17 protein-coding genes and 1 pseudogene are annotated in these 15,073 nt (G+C 40.4%); 12 read left to right on the forward strand and 6 right to left on the reverse strand.

What is annotated here, in order from left to right:
- The first annotated feature begins 105 nt into the window (after positions 1-105).
- From AACS98_RS13400 to rpsN, 6 genes are all read left to right on the forward strand, one after another.
- Positions 106-1,344, forward strand: a complete 1,239-nt coding sequence (locus AACS98_RS13400) for an RNA-guided endonuclease InsQ/TnpB family protein (protein ID WP_066380575.1) — start codon at positions 106-108, stop codon at positions 1,342-1,344.
- A 74-nt stretch (positions 1,345-1,418) separates the two neighbouring features.
- Positions 1,419-2,726 (forward strand): serine--tRNA ligase, encoded by a 1,308-nt coding sequence (gene serS, locus AACS98_RS13405; protein ID WP_066380577.1) that lies wholly within the window; start codon positions 1,419-1,421, stop codon positions 2,724-2,726.
- A 100-nt stretch (positions 2,727-2,826) separates the two neighbouring features.
- Positions 2,827-3,015: a hypothetical protein gene (locus AACS98_RS13410; protein ID WP_066380579.1), complete on the forward strand. Its 189-nt coding sequence runs from the start codon at positions 2,827-2,829 to the stop codon at positions 3,013-3,015.
- Positions 3,016-3,151: 136 nt separating this feature from the next.
- Positions 3,152-4,249, forward strand: coding sequence for an RIP metalloprotease RseP (gene rseP, locus AACS98_RS13415; protein ID WP_066380580.1), 1,098 nt, complete (start codon positions 3,152-3,154; stop codon positions 4,247-4,249).
- On the forward strand, positions 4,225-4,914 hold the full coding sequence (nth, locus tag AACS98_RS13420) for an endonuclease III (protein WP_066380582.1): 690 nt from the start codon (positions 4,225-4,227) through the stop codon (positions 4,912-4,914). The genes rseP and nth overlap by 25 nt, the downstream gene beginning before the upstream one ends.
- A gap of 77 nt (positions 4,915-4,991) precedes the next feature.
- The gene (rpsN, locus tag AACS98_RS13425) at positions 4,992-5,294 is read left to right on the forward strand and encodes a 30S ribosomal protein S14 (RefSeq protein ID WP_066380584.1); all 303 of its coding nucleotides are present in this window, start codon (positions 4,992-4,994) and stop codon (positions 5,292-5,294) included.
- Positions 5,295-5,405: 111 nt separating this feature from the next.
- On the opposite strand, the gene AACS98_RS13430 is transcribed toward rpsN, so the two are convergent.
- The gene (locus tag AACS98_RS13430) at positions 5,406-5,735 is read right to left on the reverse strand and encodes a hypothetical protein (protein WP_066380586.1); all 330 of its coding nucleotides are present in this window, start codon (positions 5,733-5,735) and stop codon (positions 5,406-5,408) included.
- Between the two features lie 103 nt (positions 5,736-5,838).
- Between AACS98_RS13430 and aat the strand changes: the two genes are divergently transcribed.
- Complete coding sequence (gene aat / locus AACS98_RS13435) at positions 5,839-6,414, forward strand: leucyl/phenylalanyl-tRNA--protein transferase (protein WP_066380589.1); 576 nt, start codon at positions 5,839-5,841, stop codon at positions 6,412-6,414.
- A 70-nt stretch (positions 6,415-6,484) separates the two neighbouring features.
- On the opposite strand, the pseudogene AACS98_RS13440 reads toward aat, so the two are convergent.
- From AACS98_RS13440 to AACS98_RS13460, 5 genes and pseudogenes are all read right to left on the reverse strand, one after another.
- Positions 6,485-6,940 (reverse strand): annotated as a pseudogene (locus AACS98_RS13440) (type II toxin-antitoxin system VapC family toxin).
- Positions 6,940-7,263 (reverse strand): hypothetical protein, encoded by a 324-nt coding sequence (locus AACS98_RS13445; RefSeq protein WP_066380591.1) that lies wholly within the window; start codon positions 7,261-7,263, stop codon positions 6,940-6,942. Before AACS98_RS13445 ends, AACS98_RS13440 begins: the two are co-directional and overlap by 1 nt.
- Before the next feature lie 255 nt (positions 7,264-7,518).
- Positions 7,519-7,899, reverse strand: coding sequence for a hypothetical protein (locus tag AACS98_RS13450; protein ID WP_066380593.1), 381 nt, complete (start codon positions 7,897-7,899; stop codon positions 7,519-7,521).
- Positions 7,900-7,976: 77 nt separating this feature from the next.
- Positions 7,977-8,795: a DUF3598 family protein gene (locus tag AACS98_RS13455; RefSeq protein WP_066380595.1), complete on the reverse strand. Its 819-nt coding sequence runs from the start codon at positions 8,793-8,795 to the stop codon at positions 7,977-7,979.
- A 61-nt stretch (positions 8,796-8,856) separates the two neighbouring features.
- The gene (locus tag AACS98_RS13460) at positions 8,857-9,759 is read right to left on the reverse strand and encodes a cell division protein FtsX (RefSeq protein WP_066380597.1); all 903 of its coding nucleotides are present in this window, start codon (positions 9,757-9,759) and stop codon (positions 8,857-8,859) included.
- A 196-nt stretch (positions 9,760-9,955) separates the two neighbouring features.
- On the opposite strand from AACS98_RS13460, the gene def reads away from it, so the two are divergent.
- From def to recJ, 5 genes are all read left to right on the forward strand, one after another.
- Positions 9,956-10,519 carry a peptide deformylase gene (def, locus tag AACS98_RS13465; RefSeq protein ID WP_066380599.1) on the forward strand — a complete coding sequence of 188 codons (564 nt, stop codon included), beginning with the start codon at positions 9,956-9,958 and terminating at the stop codon, positions 10,517-10,519.
- An 11-nt stretch (positions 10,520-10,530) separates the two neighbouring features.
- Positions 10,531-10,734 (forward strand): hypothetical protein, encoded by a 204-nt coding sequence (locus AACS98_RS13470; RefSeq protein ID WP_066380600.1) that lies wholly within the window; start codon positions 10,531-10,533, stop codon positions 10,732-10,734.
- Between the two features lie 162 nt (positions 10,735-10,896).
- Entirely contained in the window at positions 10,897-11,745 is an 849-nt protein-coding gene (locus AACS98_RS13475) for a PD-(D/E)XK nuclease family protein (RefSeq protein WP_066380601.1), read from the forward strand.
- Positions 11,746-11,827: 82 nt separating this feature from the next.
- Positions 11,828-12,454: a GNAT family N-acetyltransferase gene (locus tag AACS98_RS13480; RefSeq protein ID WP_066380602.1), complete on the forward strand. Its 627-nt coding sequence runs from the start codon at positions 11,828-11,830 to the stop codon at positions 12,452-12,454.
- A gap of 274 nt (positions 12,455-12,728) precedes the next feature.
- Positions 12,729-15,044, forward strand: coding sequence for a single-stranded-DNA-specific exonuclease RecJ (gene recJ / locus AACS98_RS13485; protein WP_066380604.1), 2,316 nt, complete (start codon positions 12,729-12,731; stop codon positions 15,042-15,044).
- The last annotated feature ends 29 nt before the right edge of the window (positions 15,045-15,073 follow it).

Below are 15,073 nucleotides of genomic sequence, written 5' to 3' on the forward strand. Positions count from 1 at the left end.
TACAGGCTTTCTCTAGTAAAGGGAACTGAGCGAGAATGTTGTTGGATACGAGTAGGAACATAAGTTAGTATATACTAACTAACATCCACAGAAAGTAGCTAGTGTATGCAAGTAGTCGAGCGGCATATCATTCAAAGAAATCATCCCCATCATCAGGAGATTGAGCAATTATGTTTTGCTGCTAAAAACCTCTACAATTATGCTAACTTTCACATTCGCCAAAGCTTTATTTTTGCTCAAAAGTATCTCGATTACAATTGTTTAGCAAAACAATTAAAATCAACCGAACCATACCAAGCCTTACCAGCTAAAGTTGCCCAACAAGTATTATTAGGACTACATCGCAACTGGTTAAGTTTTTTTGCAGCAATTAAAGCTTATGGAGCAGATAAATCCAAATTTTTAGGTAGACCCAAATTACCGAAATATAAACATAAAGAAAAAGGCAGACACTTATTAGTTTACACAGCCCAGGCAGTGAGTAAACCGAAAATGAAAGTCGGTTTGATTCATCTGTCACAAACACAGATTCATCTGACTACAAAAGTAGACTATGTACATCTGAATCAAGTGAGGATTGTCCCAAAAATAGACCATTATGTCGTAGAAGTTGTGTATGAAAAGTCGGAAATAGATTATGGTTTAGACAGTAATGCCATAGCAGCGATTGATTTAGGAATAGATAACCTAGCAACCTTAACATCAAACCAGCCGGGATTTATACCAGTTCTGGTTTCGGGGCGGATTATTAAATCAATTAATCGTTACTACAATCAAAAAAAAGCCAATTTACAATCTTTACTACCTGGACATCAAAAGACATCTAAACAACTACAAAGTTTAACGAAAAAACGCAATTTTCGCGTAGATGATTATCTGCATAAAGCCAGTCGTTTAATTATTGACCATTTAGTGAACTGTGGCATTGGCACTTTAGTAATAGGTCAAAATTCCTTGTGGAAACAGAATGCTAATTTAGGCAGCATCAATAATCAAAACTTTGTTTGTATTCCTCATAACCGATTTGTACAGCAGTTGAGTTATAAAGCGAAATTAGTGGGGATAAATGTATTGGTTTCGGAAGAATCTTATACCAGTGTAGCTTCTTTTTTAGACCAAGATACTCTTCCCACTTACGGAGAAAGTGACTTCAAAGAAGTTAAATTTAGTGGTCGCCGAATCAAAACTAAACTCTATAGAGCGGGTAATGGTTTATTGATTCATGCTGATGTCAATGGTAGTTTAAATATTTTACGTAAAGTAGTCCCGACAGCGTTTAGTCTAGGGATAGGGGGCGTTGTAGTTCGCCCCGTCGGGGTTATTCCCGGCAAACGAAAGCCATGAGATATTTGTCTATGTTTTTTGGAACTATATGCTCATCTGTTGACAGGACGTAGGCAAGAAACTGAGAAAAATCTGTGCTGGATATTAAGCAAATACGGGAAAATCCCCAACTAATTCAGGAACGGTTGAATAGTCGTAGTGGTAAATACGACATAGAACCGATATTACAGTTAGATCGGCAGCAACGAGACATAGAAGTAACTCGTAGTCAACTGCAAGCTAGAAGTAATGAAATTGGTAAACTTGTCGGGCAGAAGATTAAATCTGGTGTCAACCCTCAAGACCCAGAAATTCAAGGTCTGCGGGATGAGGGGAACGCCATTAAAGCCCAATTGAGTGAACTAGAACCCAAAGAAAAGGAACTCAAGGCGGAAATAGAACAACTAATCTTAGCAATTCCCAACTTACCCAGTGATGCTACGCCTGTGGGTAAAAGTGAGGAAGATAATGTAGAAGTTCGCCGTTGGGGTGATGAGTATATACCTCAGAATCCCAATATTCTGCCGCATTGGGAAATTGGCGAAAAGCTAGGTATTCTCAATGTAGAGCGAGCTGTGAAAGTTGCCCAAAGTCGCTTTATCAACTTAATTGGGGCTGGTGCTGCCCTAGAACGGGCATTAATTCAATTTATGCTGACTATGCAAACCCAAGCTGGGTATGTAGAAGTCAGTCCGCCGCTTTTAGTAAATACTGATTCTTTGACGGCGACAGGTCAATTACCCAAGTTTGCGGAAGAAAGCTTTAAATGTGCTGATGATGATTTATGGCTAATTCCCACGGCGGAAGTACCTGTGACTAACCTCTACCGGGGTGAGATTCTCCCGGCGGAAAGTTTACCTATTTACCACTGTGCTTATACGCCTTGTTTTCGTCGGGAAGCGGGAAGCTATGGGCGTGATATGCGGGGGTTAATTCGCTTGCACCAATTCAATAAAGTGGAGTTGGTGAAATTTGTGCATCCTGGCACCTCTTTTGATGAGTTGGAAAAATTGGTGGGAAATGCAGAAGCAATTCTACAGGCGTTAAAGTTGCCTTATCGAGTCATCAATTTATGTAGTGGAGATTTGGGCTTTTCTTCGACTAAAACCTATGATTTAGAAGTTTGGCTACCTTCTTCTGGGAAGTATCGGGAGATTTCTAGCTGTTCTAATTTTGTAGACTTCCAGGCGCGACGGGCTGATATTCGGTTTAAGGAAGCCGGGAAGAAGGGGACTCAGTTTGTGCATACGCTGAACGGTTCTGGTTTGGCTGTGGGGCGGACAATGGCGGCTATTTTGGAAAATTATCAGCAGCCGGATGGGACGGTGTTGATACCAGAAGTGTTGCGTCCGTATCTTGGCAACCAAGAAACGTTGACATCCTCCATACCGAAAAATTCATGAGTTCTGACCAAAGCTTGAGTTAAACACAGAGTAACCCAACATGGAAGAGATTGTTGGGTTTCCTCAGTTCAATTCAATCTACACTTGAAAAGGATGGCTGATGATGATTCCAATTAATGAAGCTCACTTGGTACCAGAAGATCAACCAATCCGTGGTAGTGTACAAACTTCTGTCCAAAATGCTCAGGCTCTTGTCAGAAAATATATTCCTGCTAGTAGAGAACTTTCACAAGAGTTGATGCAGGAGCGAAGATTGGAGGCTTTGAGCGAGTATTGCAGGTTGGGTTGAGCGACGGCGCAACCCAACAAATTCCTGATGTTGAGCCAAGCATTACCTGATATTGCCAGAGGGTTTAAGTCTTTGCGCCCTTTCACCAACTACTACAATAAAAGTATATATCCGAGTATTTTGATTAATTTGCTTTATGTCAGTTTTAGCAGCGATCGCAGTCTTGGCGGTATTAATCTTGGTACATGAACTGGGGCATTTTATTGCAGCCCGTTCTCAAGGTATCCATGTCAACCGTTTTTCTTTAGGATTTGGCCCTGTTCTGTGGAAGTACCAAGGCCCAGAAACCGAATATGCTATCCGGGCGTTTCCTTTAGGTGGCTTCGTCGGGTTTCCTGATGATGATCCAGATAGTGATATTCCTCCCAATGACCCGAATTTGCTGCGTAATCGCCCAATTTTAGACCGGGCGATCGTCATTAGTGCTGGCGTGATTGCCAATTTAATTTTTGCCTATATGCTATTGGTAGCCCAAGTCAGTTTTATTGGCATTGGGCAGACTACCCAACCAGGGGTACTCATTCAACAGCTAGCACCAGAAGTCAGTGATGTCGCCAGCAAAGCTGGACTACAAGCCGGAGATGTCATCATCGCAGCTGGTGGACAAAAATTTGGCACTTCGCTGCAATCTATCGATAGTTTAAGAGACATCATTAAAAGTAGCCCCAATCAGCCAATTACACTAGAAATTGCCCGTGGCGACCAACAGCTATCTGTGAATGTCATTCCTGAAGCTAAACCTACAGGCGGTAGTATTGGTATTGGGCTTGCACCTAACGGCAAAGTTGAACGCCGTCCTGTGTCTAATCCAGTCACAGCTTTTAGCGTTGGTGCGGCTGAATTTCAGCGCATCGTCACCATGACATTTAAAGGATTTGGACAGCTAATTACTAACTTTGGTGAAACTGCTGGACAAGTCGCTGGCCCTATCAAAATTGTGGAAATCGGCGCGAACATCGCCCAAAACGATACAGGTAGTTTATTCTTTTTTGCGGCTTTAATTAGCATCAACTTGGCAGTAATTAATATTTTGCCTCTCCCAGCTTTAGATGGTGGACAATTAGCATTTTTACTGATTGAAGGTTTGCGTGGTAAGCCCTTGCCGAATCGGATTCAAGAAGGTGTCATGCAAACAGGTTTAATGCTACTCTTAGGTTTGGGCATTTTTCTGATTGTGAAAGAAACTACCCAGTTAACTACACAGTTGGAGTGGGTACAAAAATTATTCCAGTGAGTACCAAGCGCAAATCATTATCTAAGAAGCAACGAGCAGTAGAAATACTGACTCGATTGCATCAAATGTATCCAGATGCGACCTGCTCTTTAACTTATTCAACTCCAGTGCAACTGCTGGTGGCGACTATTCTCTCTGCTCAGTGTACTGATGAGCGCGTGAATCAAGTTACACCAGCTTTATTTAGTCGCTTTCCTGATGCTGCTAGTTTGGCGAATGCTGACTTGGCAGAGTTAGAAACTTTGGTGCGTTCGACAGGGTTTTATCGCAATAAGGCGAAAAATATTCAAGCCGCTTGTCGGATGATTGTTACTGAGTTTAATTCTGTAGTTCCTAATACAATGGAACAGTTGTTAAAACTGCCTGGGGTAGCCCGCAAGACGGCAAATGTGGTTTTAGCTCATGCTTACGGAATTAATGCAGGGGTAACAGTTGATACCCACGTAAAGCGGTTAAGTCAGCGTTTGGGTTTAACTAAGTATGCCGATCCGATTCACATTGAAAAAGATTTGATGCAGTTATTACCGCAGCCAGATTGGGAAAATTGGTCAATTCGGCTGATTTATCACGGTCGGGCTGTGTGTAAAGCCCGTTCTCCAGCTTGTGAGGCTTGTAACCTGGCTGATTTATGTCCTGCTGCTCATCAACAAATTTCCGTAGGCTAAATAAAAGAAAATAGAGGCAATCAGCCTTTCCTAAAGGTAGAATGGAAAATGCTGTCTTTACATCTGTAAGATAATTCATGGCAAAGAAGAGTATGATTGAGCGCGAGAAAAAACGCGCTAAGTTGGCTGAAAAATACGCTGCAAAACGCGAAGCTTTGTTAGAAGAGTTCAGAACAACTGAGTCTCCCCTAGATAAGCTAGAAATTCACCGCAAAATTCAACAGTTACCCCGTAACAGTGCGCCCTCTCGTCGTCGTAACCGTTGCTGGTTAACTGGTCGTCCCAGAGGTGTGTACCGTGATTTTGGTCTGTCTCGGAACGTTTTACGGGAATGGGCGCACCAAGGTCTTTTACCTGGAGTCGTTAAGTCTAGCTGGTAGTCATTAGTCATTAGTCATTAGTCATTAGTCATTAGTCATTAGTCATTAGTCATTGGGTATGGCTGTGAACTTTAGACTTTCGACTGTGGACTTTTGACTATAGACTTGATTTTATTGACCACAACAACGCTCGATACCCAGACTTTCTAAGAGTAGATCGCTGACGGCGTTAGCGATCGCAAACTCTCCATAAAAACTTTTGGAAAAATCAAACGCTTGCATTTCGGTGACAATGGCAATGACTAGAGAACCTAAATCGTTCTCTCCTTCCATTCGTTGGCGGACAAAAATTTGTGTTGCTCGTTGAGCAATCTTCTGATTAATTGCTTCGGGGATAAATTCTGCATCCAGCCACCGCAGCAAACGCTCTTGTAACCATTCACCTTCGAGTTGGGGATTTTCAGATGTTGGGAGAGTGATAGGTGGTATTGCTTGTGTCATACTGTGTTAACCGCAGAGGAATTACCAGGAAGATGTAGAGGAGCGCAGAGGATAATAGATTCTCATAGCGTTCCTCTGATATTTTTTATTTTTAGTTTGATCTATGCAATATGATATTGCCGCTATTATACAGGGTTATGCTCAAGGCTATTTTCTCATGGCTGATGAAGATGACGGCCTGGGATGGTACAGTAGTCGCGATCGCACTTTGATTCCTTTAGATGAGCGATTCCGTTACCCCAAGTCTTTACAGCGTATTTTGAACCAAGAACGCTTTAGTGTGGCGGTTAACCGTGATTTTGCGGCTGTAGTTGCAGGTTGCGCTAACCGAGAATCTACATGGATTTCTGAAGAATTAAAACAGATTTACTGGCAATTATACCAAGCAGGTTTCGCTTATAGTTTTGAAACTTGGCAAGATGACAAACTAGCTGGGGGAATTTTAGGACTTGTCATCGGTGGTGCTTTCATTGGTGAATCGATGTTTTACCACATTCCTGAAGGTTCTAAAGTAGCGATGGTTAAGTTGGTAGAAAGGTTGCGTCAGCAAAAATTTGTCCTGTTTGACGCTCAAATGATGAATCCCCATTTAGAACGATTTGGTGCTTATCGCGTTCATGATGAAGAATATCACACTCTACTTCACCAGGCATTAATGACACGTTGCACTCTTGTCTAGTTTAGTTGGAATTAGGGAGTGGGGATTTTCGGATTAAGGACTAAAGTCCTTACTACCAACCTTTAATTATTTATGCTGTTCTAGTTAGCCAAGATTCAACAGATAGATTTCTTACTTGTTGCATTCGTTGAAAGTCGCTATCAGCCGATACTATGGTGAGATGATTTTGAATGGCAATAGCTGCTATCCACAGGTCATTTTCGCCAAAACCTAAATCAGTAATTTTGGTTTTTCTTCGCTTGTTTTTTTCTTTTGATGCAAATTGATTAAATCAAGCTGCTTTTAATTCACCGTAGATGATAGCAGTCTCTTCCGTTACTAAATAAATACGAATATCCTCTAAAAATTCTGTCAAGTGACCAAGATTAACATCCTTTCGTTGGGATTTTTCCATCATGTATCTTAGTTCACCCTGGACAATTACACAAGTGGAAATATTATTTTCTCCAACTTCAATAATATGACGGATAATATTTAGCTCACCTAAAATAATGGCACTACAATGATTTGTATCCAATAAATACATTATTCAAATGGGTTGTATTCATAATCAAATTTAGCTTTTTCACGGTTATCATATACTGATTGTAAGCATTCCTCAAAATCATCACCTTCCCACGTACCAGCGTGTCTCAGAATGGAATGTCCAGAAGTAGGGCGGTATGTTAATTGCTTTGTATCATCAGAAGTTTTTGTAGCTTCTGATAAGACGCTAGGTTGTTGCTGATCTGTTTCTAAATCCTTGTTTGTGTGAGTAAGTTTAATAGAACGAATTAATAACAATGCTTCTGTAAGTAATTCTGGTGGTAGAGTTTCTATTTCTTGAAGCAATAGTTCTTTGGTAGTCATATTTAATATCTAATTATTTTACTTTCTTTGTATCGCTAATTCAGATATTGCTACGACAAGTTTATCCATCATAATTGTTTCTAATGGAAAACCCAGTCATTATAGAACTGGGTTGTAAAAATGAAAGATGATTTATAGCAATTCCCATTCAAGTGAGGTGCAGTCAGTCATAATTAAACGCAGATAAACACAGAGAAACACAGATAAATATGTAACTTATTAGACTAGAAATCGCTATCTTAATGTTATTTATAACTAAACATCTCCACAATATTTAGTAGCAATCAAGCGATTATTTTTATAAACTAAAACTCTGCCGTAACCTTCATCTTTAACCGCAGCATAGAGATAATTACCGTTTCTAAATCTGTAAACTAAATCTCCATTTTTATCACGTCTGACTGTACCATTGTTCAGCAGGAGATCAGGACGTTGTAGGGTAGTTGGTATATTGTAGGCTGCATAGCGTAGTTTACCATTGCTGAGGCGGGAAACTTCTACATATACACCTTCTGCGCTACAGCTAAATTCTGTTGTCGAAGCTAGTGCTGATGTAGGTATTGCTAAGGTAGCGGTTAATACGGAAGCTGCACCTGTAAATGTAGCTAAAATTTTCCAGAGAGATTTTGTAGACATATTATTAATTCCTAAAGGCTTGTATGATTCAGCTACAAAGTCAGCTTGCTACTTTTCGGATTTTTCTGCCAATAAAGTTAATCAGTTTTGACTCGCTGTTCTGTAACTAAAGTTAAACTTACCCATTCACCTTTATCGTTATAACTGCGTAGTATGCGTTGGCGCAAGTTTGGTTGAATTAACCAACCCATCTCTAAGATAAAAGCTTGACGTAGCTGAACTTTCAGAGTAAAAGTAGCAGACGCACCGTTAGGTAATAACAAAACTTGTATTTGCTTTTGAGGATTTTGATCAAAGATGATGCGAGAACCGTTGATGCTAGCAGTGGATGTAATTGTGCATCCAGGATAATTGATAGTTTGAGTTAATTGTTGACTATTATTAAGTTGTATTTTGAGATTTGTAGAGATAGTTTCAGGGGAACTCCAGTCAGGATATATGGTTGTAGCTTCACCTTGCCATTCTCCCAGCAAGTCATCTATTTGTAAGGGTGGGTTTTCTACTGGTTCAGTACCCGCTAAATGTTCACGAATCAGAGTGAGTTTATCTATTTGACCATTTTTATCGAATAATTGAACTAGGCGTAAGCGGCGATTTTCGTGAATTAATCCTAATTCTGCACCAAACTCAGTAAAAGGTGCTAGCTGAATAGAACCTTGGGAAAATGCACCATTAGGGAAAAATAGTGTATTCCGGGACAAGGAACTGTATTCTAAAACTAAATCGGCTTGTCCTTGACGGCGAACAACCTGATGTATAGTTTGGTTATTGTTCAATCCTTCTAAAGAGACTACACTGTTGATATCTTCTAACAGTTCACCTTGGGGTGAAAAACGTGTGAATGAACCTCGCCATTCACCGAGATTTTTTAGTAAATATTGCCATTGAGAAGTCATATTTTAGTTATTAGTCATTAGTCATTAGTTATTAGTTATTAGTCATTTTCCGCAGTAGCTCTTAACTTTTAGCAAAACGTCTGACAGCAAATAAGCTTCCTATTAATCCTACAGCTGCACCAAAGCTTAAAAGAATGATGGGTAAGAGTAGAATTTGTATAGGAGTGAGTTGGATACCATTGCTAAGAAATTGCAAAAATTCTGGTTGATTGCTGAGTAACTTACTGATGAACTGCTGAATGACTGAAATAAAACTCCAGGCGATCGCACCACCCAATAAACCAAAGGCAACTCCTTGTAAAATGAACGGTAGATAAATCCACGCCTTTGTTGCGCCGACTAGCTGCATAATTTCAATTTCCTGACGACGGGCTAAAACTATCAGCCTAATGGTAGTCGTAGTAACTGCGATCGCAGTTAATGTCAAAATAATTGTAATCGTTAAAGTCACCCAGTTAAGACCTCTGTGCAACTGGGCAATGCGTTTTACCGCCTCATCAATATATTGAACCGTTTCCACACCCTGCAACTTAGCTAGTTGAGTAGCTAAATTCGGCACAACTTGAGGGTTACGAGCTTTCACCTTAATTTCATCAACCAAAGGATTTTCGCCTAACTGTTGCGTCGCACCCTCAATATCAGAAATTCCCATTTCCTTAACTAACTTACTCCAAGCTTCCTCTTTAGGAATAGTCTGCACACTGACAACATCTGGAAATTGTACCACCAATGTTTCTATAGTCTGGGCGCGCGTACCAGAATCAAGATAAACTGATAACTCTAACTGACTACCAAATTGATTAACAAGTTTTTCCACCTGCCAAGAAGTTTGCAAACTCAAACCAAATAAAAACAGTAACACCGTCACCGTACTCACAGCTGCCCAATTCATCCAACCACCACGCAGCAAACCCAGAAAAGTTTCCTTCAGCAAGTAGTCAAGTTTCGTCAGAAATTTCAACACACATCACCCCAAGAGAAAATTCAAAATAGCCTACGGAAACCACTACCTTTATACACCCAAGCCAAATCTTTCGGTAAACTCTGCGTACCTCCGCGTTGACTCCGCGTGCCTCCGCGTTTAATAATCACCACGAACGACAAACGACATTGATAGAATGAGGGTAGTAGGAATTTTCACAAATTAGCCATCGAGAGTCATGCCTTCTGAAATTGCTGTTGAGAAGAAAAAGTTAAAAAATCCGCCATTACAACTACACTATCTAGGCGATCGCGCTTTGCGTCAACCAGCCAAACGCATCACCAAAGTAGACGATGAAATTCGTCAACTCATACGCGAGATGCTACAAACTATGTACAGCAATGATGGCATAGGTTTGGCTGCACCCCAAGTTGGAATTCATAAACAACTAATTGTGATTGACTGCGAACCCGATAACCCTGCTAACCCACCACTGGTATTAATTAACCCCACCATTAAACAAGTTAGCCGTGACATTTGTGTGGCGCAAGAAGGATGTTTGAGTATTCCTGGCGTATATATGGATGTGAAGCGTCCCACAGTTGTGGAAGTATCTTATAAAGATGAAAATGGCCGTCCCCAAACGCTGAAAGCGACTGACTTACTCGCACGCTGCATACAGCATGAAATGGATCACCTGAATGGTGTTGTGTTTGTAGATCGTGTAGACAACTCCTTGACTTTGGCGCAGGAGTTATCTAAAAATGGCTTCTCGTATCAAGCAGTTAAACCAGTAGCATAGGGTGGCTAGTAGTGTATTTAACTCCAAAAAGCGGTTTTTTTCTGGGAAGTTCTTGTATAACAGCGATCGCTGCTGTTGGTTCTGTGTTTGAATTAACTTCAGGACAGCCAGATTTAGGTGTGCAGTTAACTTCTATTATCTTAGGGTTGAGTATTCCTCTGACGGGTTTATTTTTTATTGCCGCAGTTAGGGACGCAAGGGCTAACATTAAATAAGCATCAGGTACATAAAAAGGGGAAGGGATGAAGTCCACACGTTAGATTCATTCTTTTCCCTTTTCTCATGGAGGGTGGGGATTTAAACGCAGAGGCGCGCGGAGGTAACGCGGAGGTACGCAGAGTTGTGGATTTTAGGGTGATCGCTTCTACAATGGGAGTATGCTGATATCTTCTACGCCTGTATTACGATTGTCTCAAGGACATCTCAATTTATTAGAGAGTTGTCCCCGCAAATTCCAGCACACTTATTTAGAACAGCTTAATTCACCTGTAGAACAGCTTAATTCACCCGCAAATCGTGAATATGAGGAGGAATCACAAAAATATGAGGAGAAATCACAAAGTTTAGGTAGTCACTTTCACTTGCTCATGCAGCAACGGGAAATGGGTTTACCAATTGATAGTCTTCTAGCAGCAAATACCAAGTTGCAAAGTTTGATGTCAGCTTTTGCTGAAGCTGCTCCAGAGGTTTTGAACAATAAAACAGATAATGCAATTTTCCGGGAAAGTGAACATTACCGCACTCTGCAAGTTCAAGACTATTTGCTGACTGTTATTTATGATTTATTAATTGCTGATGCTCAACAGGCTCAAATTCTCGACTGGAAAACAACAAAGAAACGACCCAATAAACGCACATTAGCGCAAAACTGGCAAACTCTCCTTTATATGTATGTTTTAGCTGAAACTAGCTCATACTTGCCAGAAAATATTTCTATGACTTACTGGTTTGTCCAATCTGAAGGCGCACCGCAAAATATCACATTTACTTATAGCCAGAGACAACATCAACAAACAGCAAAAAAACTTAATCAATTGTTAAGTCAATTAACTACTTGGTTAGCAGATTATCAACAAAATAAACCTTTTCCGCAAGTAGGGACGGGTAGCAAAGCCTGTGATTATTGTCATTTTACCAGACGGTGCGATCGCATTCCCGCCACTGAACCTGTAAAAGCTCAAAATTCTTTACCAGATATCGCTAATATTCAAGAAGTCACAATTTAATCGAGAATGGGGACAAATCAATTCAAAATTCAAAAACTCTTAGGTAAACATTTCCTCATATCTCCTACACCCCTAAAGATTTATGACAAACTTTGAGCAAATTGACGCTATATATGTGCGTGAATTAGGAATTGATGATATTGCTCCCGTTTATCATTTGGGAGAAGAATTATTTACTAGCGATTTATACCCTTACCTTTACCGTACTTGGGACGAATGGGAAGTAATTGGACTTTATAATACAGACCCAGAATATTGTTTAGTTGCTGAAACAGATGGAGACTTAGCCGGATTTATTTTAGGGACTATCATTACCAAAGCATCATGGACTTATGGTTACATTTTATGGTTAGGAGTAAGTCCTAAATTTCAACGTCAGGGAGTAGCAGACAAATTAGTTGATAAAGTCGTCGCTCGGATGATTGAAGATGGAGCAAGATTTATGTTAGTAGATACTGATCCGACTAATATACCAGCCGTGAAGTTTTTCAACCGCAAAGGTTTTGGTAATATTCGTCAGCATATTTTCTTGTCAATGAATTTAAGCAAGCATCCACATTATGGCAGATTAATTGACTATGAACATCAAAAAGCAGAAAGAGCAGGTTATAGACGTTCTCGCCCTGCTATTCGCGCCCGCAAACCTGAAGGTTTAGCTGGTGAATTAGCTTTAAATCCTCTAGTTAATGAATCTACAAATAATGAGTAATACTAAATTAATAGTAACTTGCTTAGAATCAAATTTTAAGCATTATTGAACGCAGATGGACGCAGAGAGAAGTCTGAGCGGCGGCTTCCGCCGTAGACGCGCAAGCGGCTTGTCGTAGACATCAGAACTTCTCCTAACGGAGACGCTGCGCGAACGGTGTAAACGCAGATAAAGACAGATAAATCAATGGATTTTATCGCTCTGTGCAACTTTACATAAAATTGGTATAAGCTTTTAATTTTGAATTTTGAATTTTGAATTTTGAATTGATTAAATGCAGTGGATTTTAACAGTTAGCGAACAACCCCCAGAGTGGTTTACCCAATTAGTAAAACAGTACACTCCTGCATCAACAGGATTATTTGCAGCCCAATTATTATGGCAAAGGGGAATTAAAGATAAATCACAATTAGCAGCTTTTATTAATCATAAATCTTATCAACCAGCTAGCCCCTTTGAGTTTGGGGAAGAAATGCACTTGGCAATGAAACGCTTGCAACAGGCAAGAAATGCAGGTGAAAAAATAACTATTTGGGGTGATTTTGATGCGGATGGTATTACTTCTACATCTGTACTTTGGGATGGTTTAGGACAATTTTTTAAACAAAATCAACAGTTAAATTATTACATTCCTAATCGCTTGAAAGAATCTCACGGATTGAATATAGCAGGAATTGATAATTTAGCTCAACAAGGTTGTAAATTAATAGTTACTTGCGACACGGGCAGCACAAATATTGATGAAATTATCTATGCTAAAAATTTAGGTATAGATGTCATAGTTACAGACCATCATACTTTACCTGCCGAACGTCCACCAGTTACAGCTATTATTAATCCGCGTTATTTATCACCAGAACATCCTTTATTTCATTTGTCGGGTGTGGCGGTAGCTTATAAGTTAGTAGAAGCCCTTTATCAAACTTTGCCTGATGTTCCTCAAGAACCGTTAGAGAATTTATTAGATTTAGTAGCAGTCGGGTTAATTGCTGATTTAGTGCAGCTAAGTGGCGACTGTCGGTATTTAGCACAGTTGGGTATTCAAATACTGCAAGCTGATTTTAAACAACCACCAGCAGCACGACGCAGGCCGGGAGTAGGAAGATTATTAGAATTGTGCCAGAAAAATGGCGATCGCCCCACAGATATCTCTTTCGGTTTAGGCCCCCGCATCAACGCAGTTAGTCGCATCCAAGGCGATGCTAGTTTTTGCGTTGAGTTACTCACTAGCCGAGATATCAAACGTTGCCATGAACTCGCGGAAATCACTGAACTAGCCAACACCCGCCGTAAATCTTTACAAAAAGATGTACAAAACCAAGTAACCCAAAAACTCTCACAATTAGACCTTTCAACCACCAGCGTCATTGTTTTAGAAGATACCCAATGGCCAGCAGGTGTTTTAGGTTTAGTCGCCGGACAAGTCGCCCAAGAAACCGGCCGCCCAACAATTTTGTTAAGTACGGAAGGGACTGGGGATAATTCCTTGGCTACTCCCCTCGCCAGAGGTTCAGCCCGTTCTATCAATTCTGTCGATTTATACCAATTGGTGAAAGACCAAGCCCATCTGTTACATCGCTTTGGCGGACATCCCTATGCAGCAGGTTTGAGTTTACCTGTAGAGAATATTCCCTTATTTAGAGATGCAATTAATCAGCAATTGCGGCAATCTTTGGGTAGTATAAATCTCAGCCCTACGGTACAAGCAGATATAACTGTAACAGTAGCCGACTTAGGTAAAGAATTATTTTTTGAATTGAAATTATTAGAACCTTGTGGTATGGGTAATCCTGTACCAAAATTACTGATTCAAAACTGCTGGTTTGAAAATACTTGGCATCGCAATCAACAAGATTCCCAGGGGAAAAAGGTACAGTACATTAAGACCGATTTTGATATCCGCGACGACTCCACTAAAAACGCCTTTCCTGGGATTTGGTGGGGACATTATAAAGAAGAATTACCTCTAGGTAGGTGTGATTGCATTGCAGAATTAGACTACAACACCTACAAAAAACGCTATGAAGTTAGATTAATTGCTGTCCGTCCTAGTGCTGAATCAGGACTCAAAACTCACAACTCTGCACAGATTTTAGACTGGCGTAACTTCCCCAGTCAAGAGTCCCCAGCCCCCAGTCAAGAGTCCCTCATCATTGACGAATGTCCGACTCATTGGGATGAATTACGGGCATGGTGGCGGCGATCGCTCTACAATAATCAACAATTAGCCCTTGCTTGGTCTAAACCCCACCATCAACCACCGATGGAAATTTGGCTGACTTTGGTTGGTATTGCTAAATATCTCAGTCGCACAAATCAACCTGTTACCCGTGTACAGCTTGTCAAGAAACTGGGGATAAGTAACCAAACCTTACTTTTAGGAATTCAAGCATTAAAATATTACGGATTTACTGTTACAAGACAAGACCGTGATTTACATATTAGTTGGAATGCTAGCACTGTCTCTGAAAGTAAGGGCGATGTAGCTGTTGCACAGTTTTTAGCCGCTATCAGTGAAGAACAATTCCAGCAGAATTATTTTACTGATGTACCGCTATCTACAATTATGGCGATGGTTAATAGTCATTAGTCATTAGTCATTAGTCATTAGTCATTGGT

The organism is Anabaena sp. CA = ATCC 33047, from assembly GCF_963870205.1.
Classification (GTDB): Bacteria; Cyanobacteriota; Cyanobacteriia; order Cyanobacteriales; family Nostocaceae; genus Trichormus.

What these genes read in the sequence shown, in the direction of transcription:
- AACS98_RS13400 (WP_066380575.1), top strand. Translation starts at nt 106, where the DNA reads ATGCAAGTAGTCGAGCGGCATATCATTCAAAGAAATCATCCCCATCAT.
- AACS98_RS13410 (WP_066380579.1), top strand. Translation starts at nt 2,827, where the DNA reads ATGATGATTCCAATTAATGAAGCTCACTTGGTACCAGAAGATCAACCA.
- rseP (WP_066380580.1), top strand. Translation starts at nt 3,152, where the DNA reads ATGTCAGTTTTAGCAGCGATCGCAGTCTTGGCGGTATTAATCTTGGTA.
- rpsN (WP_066380584.1), top strand. Translation starts at nt 4,992, where the DNA reads ATGGCAAAGAAGAGTATGATTGAGCGCGAGAAAAAACGCGCTAAGTTG.
- AACS98_RS13430 (WP_066380586.1), bottom strand. Translation starts at nt 5,735, where the DNA reads ATGACACAAGCAATACCACCTATCACTCTCCCAACATCTGAAAATCCC.
- aat (WP_066380589.1), top strand. Translation starts at nt 5,839, where the DNA reads ATGCAATATGATATTGCCGCTATTATACAGGGTTATGCTCAAGGCTAT.
- AACS98_RS13445 (WP_066380591.1), bottom strand. Translation starts at nt 7,263, where the DNA reads ATGACTACCAAAGAACTATTGCTTCAAGAAATAGAAACTCTACCACCA.
- AACS98_RS13450 (WP_066380593.1), bottom strand. Translation starts at nt 7,899, where the DNA reads ATGTCTACAAAATCTCTCTGGAAAATTTTAGCTACATTTACAGGTGCA.
- AACS98_RS13455 (WP_066380595.1), bottom strand. Translation starts at nt 8,795, where the DNA reads ATGACTTCTCAATGGCAATATTTACTAAAAAATCTCGGTGAATGGCGA.
- def (WP_066380599.1), top strand. Translation starts at nt 9,956, where the DNA reads ATGCCTTCTGAAATTGCTGTTGAGAAGAAAAAGTTAAAAAATCCGCCA.
- AACS98_RS13475 (WP_066380601.1), top strand. Translation starts at nt 10,897, where the DNA reads ATGCTGATATCTTCTACGCCTGTATTACGATTGTCTCAAGGACATCTC.
- AACS98_RS13480 (WP_066380602.1), top strand. Translation starts at nt 11,828, where the DNA reads ATGACAAACTTTGAGCAAATTGACGCTATATATGTGCGTGAATTAGGA.
- recJ (WP_066380604.1), top strand. Translation starts at nt 12,729, where the DNA reads ATGCAGTGGATTTTAACAGTTAGCGAACAACCCCCAGAGTGGTTTACC.